This is a genomic window from Kribbella steppae (assembly GCF_004342025.1).
Classification (GTDB): domain Bacteria; phylum Actinomycetota; class Actinomycetes; order Propionibacteriales; family Kribbellaceae; genus Kribbella; species Kribbella steppae.
The window spans coordinates 70,532-82,047 of record NZ_SLWN01000001.1; the positions used below are offsets into that span (position 1 = coordinate 70,532).

At 68.6% G+C, this 11,516-nt stretch carries 14 protein-coding genes; 8 read left to right on the top strand and 6 right to left on the bottom strand.

All coding sequences use genetic code 11. The annotated features are described in order from the left end of the window. Nucleotides 1–60: 60 nt before the first annotated feature. On the top strand, nucleotides 61–2,265 hold the full coding sequence (locus tag EV652_RS00305) for a HelD family protein (RefSeq protein ID WP_132206914.1): 2,205 nt from the start codon (nucleotides 61–63) through the stop codon (nucleotides 2,263–2,265). Here the strand turns inward: EV652_RS00305 and EV652_RS00310 are convergent. After that, nucleotides 2,262–2,792, bottom strand: a complete 531-nt coding sequence (locus tag EV652_RS00310) for a SixA phosphatase family protein (protein WP_132206915.1) — start codon at nucleotides 2,790–2,792, stop codon at nucleotides 2,262–2,264. The two genes, EV652_RS00305 and EV652_RS00310, sit on opposite strands and share 4 nt — an antisense overlap. 4 nt (nucleotides 2,793–2,796) lie before the next feature. Next, nucleotides 2,797–3,714 (bottom strand): methylenetetrahydrofolate reductase [NAD(P)H], encoded by a 918-nt coding sequence (gene metF / locus EV652_RS00315; RefSeq protein ID WP_132206916.1) that lies wholly within the window; start codon nucleotides 3,712–3,714, stop codon nucleotides 2,797–2,799. Between the two features lie 57 nt (nucleotides 3,715–3,771). Between metF and EV652_RS00320 the strand changes: the two genes are divergently transcribed. Beyond that, a complete protein-coding gene (locus EV652_RS00320) occupies nucleotides 3,772–4,860 on the top strand; it encodes a polyprenyl synthetase family protein (RefSeq protein ID WP_132206917.1) in 1,089 nt (362 codons plus the stop codon). Between the two features lie 38 nt (nucleotides 4,861–4,898). On the opposite strand, the gene EV652_RS00325 is transcribed toward EV652_RS00320, so the two are convergent. Beyond that, nucleotides 4,899–5,318, bottom strand: coding sequence for a helix-turn-helix domain-containing protein (locus tag EV652_RS00325; RefSeq protein ID WP_132206918.1), 420 nt, complete (start codon nucleotides 5,316–5,318; stop codon nucleotides 4,899–4,901). Nucleotides 5,319–5,415: 97 nt separating this feature from the next. Here EV652_RS00325 and EV652_RS00330 point away from each other — a divergent pair, with 97 nt between their 5' ends. Together EV652_RS00330 and EV652_RS00335 are read left to right on the top strand one after the other, a co-directional pair. Next, entirely contained in the window at nucleotides 5,416–6,228 is an 813-nt protein-coding gene (locus EV652_RS00330) for an alpha/beta fold hydrolase (protein WP_132206919.1), read from the top strand. Then, the gene (locus tag EV652_RS00335; protein ID WP_242001464.1) at nucleotides 6,213–6,563 is read left to right on the top strand and encodes a DUF4180 domain-containing protein; all 351 of its coding nucleotides are present in this window, start codon (nucleotides 6,213–6,215) and stop codon (nucleotides 6,561–6,563) included. Before EV652_RS00330 ends, EV652_RS00335 begins: the two co-directional genes overlap by 16 nt. A 6-nt stretch (nucleotides 6,564–6,569) precedes the next feature. On the opposite strand, the gene EV652_RS00340 is transcribed toward EV652_RS00335, so the two are convergent. The 3 genes from EV652_RS00340 to thiE are packed head-to-tail and all read right to left on the bottom strand — an operon-like array spanning nucleotide 6,570 to nucleotide 8,073. Next, nucleotides 6,570–7,007 carry a barstar family protein gene (locus tag EV652_RS00340; RefSeq protein WP_132206920.1) on the bottom strand — a complete coding sequence of 146 codons (438 nt, stop codon included), beginning with the start codon at nucleotides 7,005–7,007 and terminating at the stop codon, nucleotides 6,570–6,572. Next, complete coding sequence (locus EV652_RS00345) at nucleotides 7,004–7,429, bottom strand: guanyl-specific ribonuclease (protein ID WP_199237935.1); 426 nt, start codon at nucleotides 7,427–7,429, stop codon at nucleotides 7,004–7,006. Before EV652_RS00345 ends, EV652_RS00340 begins: the two co-directional genes overlap by 4 nt. Beyond that, nucleotides 7,426–8,073 carry a thiamine phosphate synthase gene (gene thiE / locus EV652_RS00350; RefSeq protein WP_132206921.1) on the bottom strand — a complete coding sequence of 216 codons (648 nt, stop codon included), beginning with the start codon at nucleotides 8,071–8,073 and terminating at the stop codon, nucleotides 7,426–7,428. Before thiE ends, EV652_RS00345 begins: the two co-directional genes overlap by 4 nt. A gap of 95 nt (nucleotides 8,074–8,168) precedes the next feature. On the opposite strand from thiE, the gene thiO reads away from it, so the two are divergent. The 4 genes from thiO (at nucleotide 8,169) to EV652_RS00370 (ending at nucleotide 11,425) form a co-directional block, all read left to right on the top strand. Beyond that, complete coding sequence (gene thiO / locus EV652_RS00355) at nucleotides 8,169–9,323, top strand: glycine oxidase ThiO (protein ID WP_132206922.1); 1,155 nt, start codon at nucleotides 8,169–8,171, stop codon at nucleotides 9,321–9,323. Further along, nucleotides 9,320–9,520 (top strand): sulfur carrier protein ThiS, encoded by a 201-nt coding sequence (thiS, locus tag EV652_RS00360; RefSeq protein WP_132206923.1) that lies wholly within the window; start codon nucleotides 9,320–9,322, stop codon nucleotides 9,518–9,520. The genes thiO and thiS overlap by 4 nt, the downstream gene beginning before the upstream one ends. Nucleotides 9,521–9,522: 2 nt before the next feature. Continuing rightward, complete coding sequence (locus EV652_RS00365; protein ID WP_132206924.1) at nucleotides 9,523–10,299, top strand: thiazole synthase; 777 nt, start codon at nucleotides 9,523–9,525, stop codon at nucleotides 10,297–10,299. A gap of 166 nt (nucleotides 10,300–10,465) precedes the next feature. Then, nucleotides 10,466–11,425, top strand: a complete 960-nt coding sequence (locus tag EV652_RS00370) for a lytic transglycosylase domain-containing protein (RefSeq protein ID WP_132206925.1) — start codon at nucleotides 10,466–10,468, stop codon at nucleotides 11,423–11,425. Nucleotides 11,426–11,516 lie beyond the last annotated feature (91 nt).

The following is an 11,516-nucleotide window of genomic DNA, read 5'->3' on the forward strand; positions in this document are numbered from 1 at the left end:
AGGATTGAGCGTTCATGTGTTTCGTGTCGGGTGAGGTGCCCGGCAGTAGAGAGGACCTCGGTGGATCAATCCCCCACGTCGGCCGATCACGAGAACGTCGAGCGCGCTGAACTGGCGGCAGAGCAGGAGCACGTCGATCGGGTCTACGACCGGGTCGCGGAAGCCGCCCGATCAGCGTCTCGGATCGCGGTCGAAGGGCACCAACGCGGACAGGCGCAGAACGTCGGCCGGGTCCGCGAGGAGGAGCAGACCGGTCTGTACGAGCGGGACGTGCTGGTGTTCGCGGCGGCCCGGCGGATCGCCGAGCTGGACGCCGAGCACGAGGGCCTCGTCTTCGGCCGGCTCGACGCCGACAAGGGCGACGACCAGCCCGCCGTCGAGAGCGCTGCCGGCCTCGACAAGCTGTACGTCGGCCGGATCGGTGTCCGCGACGCGGAGTACGAACCGCTCGTGATCGACTGGCGCGCCCCGGCCGCAGAGCCGTTCTACCGCGCCACCGCGACCGACCGGCTGAAGGTCGTACGACGTCGCGTGCTGCGGAACAAGGGCCCGCGGATCGTCGGGCTCGAGGACGACCTGCTGGCGCCGGAACGCGCGCCCGAGGACCTGCCGGTGATGGGTGAGGGCGCACTGATGGCCTCCCTGTCGCGGGCCCGCGGTCACACGATGCGTGACATCGTCGCCACCATCCAGGCCGAGCAGGACAAGGCGATCCGGGCTCCTGCCCGTGGTGTGACCGTCATCGGCGGTGGACCCGGTACCGGCAAGACAGTGGTCGCTCTGCACCGTGCGGCGTACCTGCTCTACAGCGACCGCAGGCGGTTCGAGCGCGGCGGCGTACTGGTCGTCGGACCGTCCGCTGCGTTCATGGCCTACATCGAGCGAGTGCTGCCGAGCCTGGGCGAGAACACCGTCTCCCTGCGAGCTGTCGGCGAGCTGGTGGACGGCATCAAGGCCACTGCGGTCGACGAGGCCGATGTGGCCGCTATCAAGGGCTCACTGCGAATGCGCGGCGTGCTGTCGCGCGCTGCCCGTGACCGCGTCCCCAACGCACCCACAACGCTGAGGGTCTTCCTCGGCGGCGGCACTGTCGAGCTGGACGCGAACCAGTTGGACAACGTACGGCGGAACGCGCTGCGCCGGACGCCACGCAACAGAGCCGGAGCTGAGGCCCGCAAGGGTCTGGTGGCCGCACTGTGGCAGCGGTTCCCCGATGACCTGCGCACTGGCCTGTACGGCGACCGGGAGTCGTTCGGCGACCAGGTGACCGAAACACCCGCGTTCCGGACGTTCTTCAGCCAGTGGTGGCCAGTAGTGACGCCCGAGGCGGCACTGCGTTGGCTCGGCGACCCAAGACGGTTGCAGCGGTGGGCCCGCAACGAGCTGACCCCTGCAGAGGTCGACACACTCGCTGCAGGCATCCGTGGCACCAGTGAGTTCACCATCGCCGACGTAGCCCTGCTGGACGAGCTCAGCACGTTGCTGGGTCGCGCACCCGTCTCGGAGACCAAGGACGAGGAGTTCGACTGGCTGGAGGGTCTGTCGGACGGCGTCAACGAGGTGCTCACCACGTCGGAGCGTCGCGCCCGGGTGGCTGCCGCCAGAGAGGCTGAAGAACTGGAGGAGTACGCGCACGTCCTGGTGGACGAAGCCCAGGACCTCTCCCCCATGCAGTGGCGGATGGTGACCCGGCGTGGGCCGCAGGCGAGCTGGACGATCGTCGGCGACCCGGCGCAGAGCTCGTGGCCGGACCCGGACGAGGCCCGCGCGGCGATGGACTCGATGCTGTCGCACCTGCAGCGGCACACGTTCCGGCTGTCCACCAACTACCGGAACTCGGCCGAGATCTACGCCTTCGCGGGTGAAGTGATCCGGCGGACTCTGCCCGACGCGGATCTGCCTGACGCAGTCCGTCGTACCGGCGTAGGGCCCGAGCACCGGATCGTCGACGACGGCAAGATCGCCGAGGCCGCGGGTGACACCGCGGTCGAGCTGCTCCAGCTGGTCGAGGGCACGGTCGGCGTGATCGTGCCGCCGAAGCTGCGACCGGCCGTCGACCCGGTGCTCGCCGAGCTGGGCGACCCACGCGTGGTGGCGGTGAGCCCACTGGAATCGAAGGGCCTCGAGTACGACGCGGTGGTCGTCGTCGAACCGGACCGGATCGTCAGCGACACCCTGGGCGGCGTACGAGCCCTGTACGTCGTCCTGACCCGAGCGACTCAGCGCCTCGTCACCATCAACAGCACCACGAACTGGCTGCCTTAGCCGCGCGGTACGACGAACGAGACCAGGTCGGCGTCGTCGGCGGACAGGTCGGACCAGCGGCAGGTGAGGTGGAGGACGGTCAGGCCGGACGTCGGGTACTTCCGGGTGAGTTCGACGCGCTCGGGGCTGGTGCCGTCGAGGGCCAGCTCGTCGGCCAGCCACGGTACGCCCGGCGCGTGGCCGACCAGGATCACGGTGCGGGCCTCGGACGGTGCTTCGCGGATGACGTCGAGGAGCTCGACCGTGTCGGCGCTGTAGATCCGCCGGTCGTACCAGACGTCGGCTGCGGACGCGCCGGCCTCGGCGGCGAACTGCCAGGTCTCGCGGGTGCGCTGCGACGGCGAGCACAGGACCAGGTCTGCCTCGATGCCCTGGGCAACGAGGTAGCGGCCGGCCGCGAGCGCGTCGGCCCGGCCGCGGTCGGCCAGCGGGCGCTCCAGATCCGGCATCGACTCGGGCGGCACCGCCTTCGAGTGCCGGAACAGGACGAGTGTGCGGTCGATCAGCAGATCCGACGGGTCAGCCATCAGGTCAGGATACGACCGTGGACCTCAGGTTGAGGAATACCTGACGGGTCGCGGTGGACCTGTTCAGCGTGATGAAGTGGATGCCGGGCGCGCCCCCGGCAAGCAGCTGTTCGCACAGCTCGGTGGCGATCTCGATGCCGACGGCCCGGACCGCACCCGGGTCGTCCTCGACCGCGAGCAACCGGTCGGTGACCGCGGCCGGCAGCGCCATCCCGGTCAGCTCCGCCATCCGCTGGATCTGCTTGATGTTGGTGACCGGCATGACGCCCGGCAGCACCGGGATGTCGCAGCCCAGGGCGGTCGCGCGCTCGACCAGCCGGAAGTAGTCGTCGGCACCGAAGAACATCTGCGTGATCGCGTAGTCCGCGCCGGCGGCAGCCTTCGCGGCGAGCACCTGCGCGTCCGCCTCCAGCGACGTCGCCTCCGGATGCTTGTCCGGGAACGCCGCCACGCCGACACAGAAGTCACCGAGCGAACGGATCAGCTCGACCAACTCGATCGCGTGGTTCATGCCTTCCGGGTGCGCGACCCACGGCTGGTTCGGACCACCCGGCGGGTCGCCGCGCAGCGCCAGCATGTTCCGTACGCCGGCTCCGGCGTACGCACCGATCACCGACCGCAACTCGTCCCGCGAGTGGGCCACACAGGTCAGGTGACCGAGCGGAGTCAGCGAGGTGTCCTGCGCGACCCGCTCGGTGACCCGGATCGTGCCGTCCCGGGTGGTGCCGCCGGCGCCGTACGTGATCGAGACGAAGGTCGGCCGCAGCTGCTCGATCTCGCGGATCGACCGCCAGAGCACCTCCTCGGCCTCGGGGGTCTTCGGTGGGAAGAACTCGAACGAGAAGGAACGGGCACCGGACGCCAGCAGCTCGCGGATCGTCGGCGTACCGCCGGGCAGCGTCGAAGGAAGACCGTTCGCCATGGCGACAGGTTACCCGCGGTGTCCACTGTCCCGCTCCTACCGACTACGCTCCGAGACGTGTATGGCGATGTGGACATCCCGGCCGAGGTACAGCGCGCGTTGACCGGTTTCCTCGACCTGCAGCAGCAGCGGCTGGAGGCGATCGGGCCGGAGCTGACCGAGCAGGTGCAGGCCGCCCGGGACGCGACCAGCGGCGGCAAGCGGCTGCGGCCGTCCTTCTGCTACTGGGGTTTCCGGGCCGCGGGCGGCCAGGTAACCCCAGGAGCACCGTCGGCGCAGCCGATCCTGACCGCCGCGGCCAGCCTGGAGATGCTGCACGTCAGCGCGCTGGTGCACGACGACGTGATGGATTCTTCCGACGTACGACGGGGTGCGCCGGCCGCGCATCGGCGCTTCGAGGCGCTGCAGCGGGCCCGATCGGAGGCGTCCGGGGTCGGCGGCGATCCGGTCGGCTTCGGTATCGGCGCGGCCATCCTGCTCGGCGATCTGTGCCTGATCTGGGCGGACGAGATGCTGCACACGTCCGGCTTCGACGCGGCCGCGCTGGCCCGGGCCTCCCGGTTCTTCGACGCCGTACGGGTCGAGGTGACGGCCGGGCAGTACCTCGACCTGGTCGCGCAGGCCAGTGGGGTCTCCGACATGGACCAGGCGTTGCGGGTACTGCGGTACAAGTCGGCGACGTACACGGTCGAGCGGCCGCTGCACATCGGCGCGGCGTTGGCTGGTGGGGATCAGCGGTTGGTCGAGGCGTTGTCGGCGTACGGGCAGCCCGTGGGTGAGGCGTTCCAGCTGCGCGACGACCTGCTCGGGGTGTTCGGCGATCCGGCACTGACCGGGAAGCCGGCCGGTGACGACCTGCGCGAGGGCAAGCGGACAGTGCTGGTCGCGTACGCGGTCGACCACGCGTCGGAGGTGCAGCTGGCCGAGTTCGACCGGCTGTTCGGGCGGCCGGACCTGGACGACGACGAGATCCAGTTGCTGCGCGAGATCCTGCAGGACTCGCGTGCCGTGCAGGCCTGCGAAGACCTGATCACCGAGCGGACCGAGGACGCCCTCGATGCCCTCGACAGCGCTCCCCTGGCCGACGACACCGCCCGCAAAGCCCTGGCCGACCTGGCGATCGCCGCGACGTCTCGCCAGCTCTAGAGAGCGGTCCGCCAGCTTTAGGAAGCGGCCCGCCGGCTCTAGGGAGCGGCCATCATGTCGATCAGGCGCAGGAGCTCCGCGGTCGGGGCCAGGTCGCCGAGGATGATCACCTTGAGTACGGCGCGATCCTCGTCGTACACGGTCTCGACCCGGAGCCGGCCGATCCCGCTCTGATTGAGCGAGCCCATCACGTGCGTGCTGATCCGGTCCGCGCCGGCCCGGTCGATCGCGTCGATGTGCACGATGCTCGACGCCTCCACGTGCCGGGACTGCTCGTCGGCCTCGAGAGCGGCGGCACTGGTACCGGTGAACGCCTCGAGATCCTCGCGCGCGATCCGGTACTGCTTCCCGATCCGGACGGCCTTCAGCCGGCCGTCGCGCACATAGTTCCGGATCGTCCGGACATGCAGGCCGAGCCGGCTCGCCACCTGCTCGACCGAGTACAGCTCCTGGGGCATCCGCATCCTTCGTCGTCGTGGGTCTCTAGGCTACGGCAGGTTCCTTAGAATTCCCTATAGTTAGCCAGATAGGGCTGTTTGAGGTACTTTTAAGCACATGATCTTCCGCTCCGACGCGAGCCGGCGCGTCCTGCACGAGCGCTATCGCGAGCTGCTCGCAACCTGGCCGATGCCGAGCGAACAGCGTCTGGTGCCGACCCGCGAGGGCGACACGTTCGTGGTGAGCTGCGGTCCTGCCGACGCGCCGCCGCTCGTCCTGCTGCACGGCTCGGCGAGTACGACGCTCGAGTGGATCGGCGATGTGGTCGCGTGGGCCGAGCACTTCCGCGTGCACGCCGTGGACCTGCTGGGCGAGCCCGGCCTGAGCGCGGAAGTACGACCCGCCCTGGACGCGTACGTCGACTGGCTGGACGACGTACTGGATGGTCTGGATGTCCGCGAACCCGTGTCGATAGTGGCTTCGTCGCTCGGCGGGTGGTTCGCCCTCGACTACGCGATCCGGAGGTCGGACCGGGTGCTGAAGCTGGCGCTGCTGACGCCGAGCGGGATCGGGCGGCAGAAGTCGCTGATCTTCCTGCCTGCCGTGTTCCTGCTGCCGTTCGGGCGGTGGGGAATCCTGCAGACGATGCGGCTGGTCGCGGGCCCGTTGCCGTCCGGGGACGCCACGGAGTACGGCCGGTTCGCCCTGATGGTGCACGAGCACTTCCGCCCGCGGCGGGTGTCGCTGCCGATCTTCACCGACGAGCAACTGGAGAAGCTCGACCTGCTCGTGATCGCCGGCGGGCGGGACCGGATGCTCGATTCGCAGGAGACGAAACGACGGTTGCCGGAGGCGACTGTCTTGTTGCCGGACGCCGGACATGTGTTGCCGGCCCAGACCGAGAGGGTGCTGACGTGGTTGAGGAGCTAGGCGGGGTTCGGGTGTTCGTGAGTGACGCCCGGGTGGCCGACGAACGCGACGCCGTCCAGCTCATGGCGCAGGCGCACTACGAGCACGACGCCGAGTGGGTCGCCTTGACGGCCGAGGGCCTCGGTGACGAGTTCTTCGAGTTGCGGACGGGTCGAGCGGGGGCGATTGCGCAGAAGTTCGTGAACTACCGGATGGGGTTGGTCGTGGTCGGCGACATCTCGGACAAACTGGCCGCCAGCAAGCCGCTGCGCGACTGGGTGCGGGAGAGCAACCTGGGCCGGTCGGTGTGGTTCGTGGATGAGTTGTCCGAGCTGGCCGAGCGGCTGGGCAAGTAATCGGCGCTACGGGCCGAGCAACGGCAGCGACCTGAGCAGGTCCGGGGTCTGATCCTGCTCGAGTTGGATCAGGACCCGGAGCTGGCCGGAGGCCGTGGTGTCCTCGGCGAAGATCTGCAACGCGACGTCGACGGTGTCGTGGTCGTGCTCGAGCAGGTGATGGAGACCTGTCCAGAGGACGATCTCGGGTTCGCCGGTGGAGCGGTCGCTCAGCGAGTCGGCCAATGCGTCCCAGTTGCGCCCGAACCATCGCGGCAGGTCGAACGCGGTCGCACACAGGTCCAGGAAGGCGGACTTGTCGTGGATCTCGCTGGTGTCGAGCAGGACGAAGTCCCAGCCGGCTCCGGCGACGTCACGTCGTACCTGCTCCGCTCCCGCGTCGGACTGCCACCGGTAGATGCCGGGTCGCAGACCCTTGGTCAGCAGCGGGCGCAGGTCAGTCATCCGTCGGTCCCCCCGTCCGCCGCGATCCGGCGGAACGACTTGTAGTGATCGTCGGTGTAATAACGCTCGCCGGTCTTCCCGGTCACGATCCGGCGGGCGCCACGATCGCTCTCCCCCGGCGTCTTCACGGTGTACTCGCGGTAGTAGCCGCGGTCCTGCTTCGGCAGGATCTTCTCGAAGTTCCCGAACACCGCGCCGTCCCGGCTGTACGGGAACGGCCCACCCTGGTCGATCAGCGTCAACGTGTCCCGCGCCTCGGCCGGTAGGTCCGCGGTCGCGACGAGGGTCAGGCTGCTGTCCGTGCTGCTGGTCGCGGCCGGCTTGGCGGCGGCGCACCCGAACAGCGAGGCCGCGAGCGTGATCACCAGCATGGCGATCACCACCACGGCGACGATCCGGGCGGCCTTGGGGTTGTTGATCACCCTGCACCCCGCAACCGCCGGCTGAACTCGGCCGCCGCGGCAGCCGGGTCGTCCGCGTCGGTGATCGCGCGTACGACGACCACGCGGGTGGCACCGGCTTCGATGACCTGGTCGAGCCGGCCGAGATCGATACCGCCGATCGCGAACCACGGCTTCGCCTGCGGACGGCTGGCGGCGTACGAGACCAGCTCCAGACCGGCGGCCTGGCGGCCTGGCTTGGTCGGGGTCTCCCAGGTCGGCCCGACGCAGAAGTAGTCGGAGCCCTGCTCGGCGACGACTGCGTTCACCTGACTGAACGTGTGGGTGGAGCGTCCGATGATCGGCTGCGGGCCGACGACGGCCCGTGCAGCGTGCACAGGGAGGTCACGCTGGCCCAGATGCAGCACGTGCGCTCCTGCGGCGAAGGCGATGTCCGCGCGGTCGTTGACCGCCAGGAGCTTGCCGTGCCGCTTGCAGGCCTCTGCGAAGACCTCCAGCGCGGCCAGCTCGTCCGCCGCCTCCATCTCCTTCTGGCGCAGCTGCACGATGTCCACGCCACCGCCGAGCGCGGCGTCCAGGAACTGTTCGAGGTCGCCCTGCTTCTCACGCGCGTCCGTGCAGAGATAGAGCCGGGCGTCTTCGAGTCGGTCGGTGTGGTCAGTCACACCGCACAGCCTGCCATGTTGGGGCCGTCGTAGGGTTGTGGCATGCCTGTACTGATTGCCGCGCCGCTGCGCGGCGGGTCATGGGGCTTTGACTCATGACCGGGCTCACATCCGATGTGGTGGTGGTCGGGGCCGGGCTCATCGGTCTCGCCACTGCGTGGCGGCTGGCTGCAGACGGTATCCAGGTGACGGTATGTGATCCGACACCCGGCACCCAGACATCCGCCGTCGCCGCCGGCATGCTGGCCCCGGTCACCGAGGTCGAGTACGGCGAGGACGACCTGCTCGCTCTCAACCTGGCCAGTGTGGCCGCCTGGCCTGCCTTTGCCGAGGAACTTCAAGCGGCGACAGGCCTTTCGGCCGGTCTGCACCAGACAGGGACGTTGTCGGTCGCGTACGACGTCGACGACGCGGCAGCACTCCGGCGACTGGCCGACTACCAGCGACGGCTCGGCCTCGAGGTCGAAGAGCTGTCCGGTCGCGATGCACGCAAGCGCGAGCCTCTCCTGGCTGCCGGCGTCTCCGGTGGTGTCTGGGTCCCTGGCGACCACTCAGTCGACAACAGGCAGGCAGTAGCCGCGCTCCTCCGCGCAATCGAGGTCTCAGGCGTCACTCTGCTCAGACAGCGCGTGTCCCACGTCCTCACAGCTGGTACGACGGCTGTCGGCGTACAACTGGACAACGGGGACACCGTGCACGCTGGACACGTGATTGCGGCGGCAGGGCCGTGGTCTGGGCAGCTGGACGGCGTACCGCATGAGCTGCGACCACCTGTGCGTCCGGTGAAGGGTGAGGTGCTGCGGCTGCGGGTGCCTGAGGCCTATCGGCCCGCGCTGACTCACACGGTGCGAGCGACCGCGCGGGGCTTCTCCGTCTACCTCGTACCGCGGCCGGGTGGTGAGCTCGTGGTGGGTGCGACCAGCTCAGAGCTCGGCTACGACACGCGTGTGCTCGCAGGCGGTGTGTTCTCGTTGCTGCGGGATGCGCGGACCGTCCTGCCGATCACGGACGAGCTGGAGCTGGTGGAGGCGATTGCCGGGTTGCGGCCTGCCACGCCGGACAACGCACCGGTCCTGGGACCGTCTGGTCTCGACGGGCTGCTCTGGGCGACCGGGCACTACCGCAACGGCGTACTGCTCACTCCGATCACCGCGCAGATCATCGCGGACACTGTGCGCACCGGCGTCGTACCAGAGCTTGGAAAGCCGTTCCTGGCCAGCAGGTTCGGGGCGCCTAAGGTGGCCACGTGAACGTGCTCGTCAACGGCACTGCCGAACAGTTGGACGCGGGTACGACGGTCGCCGACGTCGTCGACCGCTGGGCGCGCAGCCCGATCGGAGTGGCCGTGGCGGTGAACGAGGCAGTGGTGACCAAGGCCGACTGGTCCGGTACGGCGCTGTCCGACGGCGACCGGGTGGAGATCCTCACCGCAGTTCAAGGGGGTTGAGCATGAGCGACGACACACTCCTGATCGCTGGACGGGAGCTGACGTCCCGCCTGGTGATGGGGACTGGTGGTGCGCCGAGTCTTGAGGTGCTGGAAGAGGCACTGGTCGCATCCGGGACACAGCTGACCACGGTCGCCCTGCGCCGGCTCGACCCAAGCCAGCAGGGGTCCGTGCTCGACGTACTGCGCAAGCACGACATCGCCGTACTCCCTAACACTGCCGGGTGCTTCACGGCCGGTGAGGCGGTACTGACGGCTCGGCTGGCCCGGGAAGCGTTGCAGACCGACCTGATCAAGCTGGAGGTCGTTGCCGACGACCACACCTTGCTGCCCGATCCGGTCGAGCTGCTGGACGCTGCTGAGCAGTTGGTGGCGGACGGGTTCCAGGTGCTCGCGTACACGAACGACGACCCGATCCTGGCCCGTCGGCTGGCCCAGGCCGGGTGTGCGGCGGTGATGCCGCTCGGCTCCCCGATCGGCTCGGGCCTGGGCATCCGCAACCCCCACAACATCAGCATGATCGTCGACGAGCTCGACGTACCCGTCGTACTGGATGCCGGCATCGGTACGGCGAGTGACGCCGCGCTGGCGATGGAGCTGGGGTGCGACGCGGTACTGCTGGCGACCGCGGTCACCCGGGCCGAGCACCCGGCGTTGATGGCCGCCGCGATGCGCGACGCAGTCGTTGCCGGACGCAACGCCCGGCGGGCCGGCCGGATCCCGAAGCGCTACCACGCGGCGAATCCCTCGTCCCCGCTGGACGGCCGCGCCGCACTGTAGCCCGTCGGTTGCTTTGAGCAATCAATGCTTGTGAACTACACGCATGTAGTTCAGGCTTAAATTGTAAACATTGGATTACAGGCGTAACAAGGACCCCATTCGCCCCTGTTGTCACATCCGTATCAGCACTTACGGTCAAGTGACGTTCACACGGGGAGATGGAACTATGCGTAACGTCGTACGTGTACTGACCGGCATGGCCGTGCCGTTGCTGACCGCAGGAGTGATCACCGCCGGTTCACCGGGTTTCGGCTCGTACAAGGTGAAGGACGGCGACACGCTCAGCCACATCGCGAGCCGCTACGGCACCACGGTGAAGAACCTGGTCGCGCTGAACAGCCTGCCCGGCAACGGCAACGCGATCTATGCCGGTGAGGTGCTCAAGATCCCCGGCAAGGGCGGCACCACCACCGCCAAGCAGGCGACCAAGCGCTCACAGCTCGGCCGGATCACCTATATCGTCAAACCTGGTGACACCGTCTCCAAGATCGCCAAGCGCTACAGGTGCTCCCAGGCGAATCTGCTGGCCGCCAACGGTCTGCGGGCCAGCAGCCACATCTACGCCGGCAAACCGCTGCAGATCCCGGTCAAGATCCGCCCGAAGGCCAAACCGCCGGCCAAGAAGAAGAACAACAGCTTCGCCGGCCGCACCTACCCCGACCACGTCGTCGCGAAGGCCGACCGCAACCGCGCGATCCTGAAGAACCGCAAGCTGCCGACCCGGGCCCAGATGCGCGCGCTCATCGTCAGCACCTCCAAGCGGTACGGCGTCGACCCGGAGTTGGCCCTCGCGATCAGCTGGCAGGAGTCGGGCTGGAAGCAACGGGTGGTCTCCCCCGCCAACGCGGTCGGTGCGATGCAGGTGATCCCGTCGACCGGCAGGTTCGCCTCCTCGATCGTCGGGCGTGACCTGGACCTGCTCCGCCCGCAGGACAACGTCACCGCCGGAGTGGTGCTGCTGGACCGGCTCACCGGCGCCGCGCGACTGGATATCGCCGTTGCCGGGTACTACCAGGGCCTCGGCGGGGTGAAGCGGAACGGGATGTACGCGGACACGAAGCTGTATGTGAAGAACGTGCTCCGGATCAAGGCACAGCTGGAGCGGGGCTGGGACCCACTGCGGTGAGGTAGAACCCACTGCGGTGAGCCTGGCACGGTCACGCTGAGCCCTTATCTACACTCTCAGAGCAGGACGGCTTCGAGAGGCGGCTCACCGC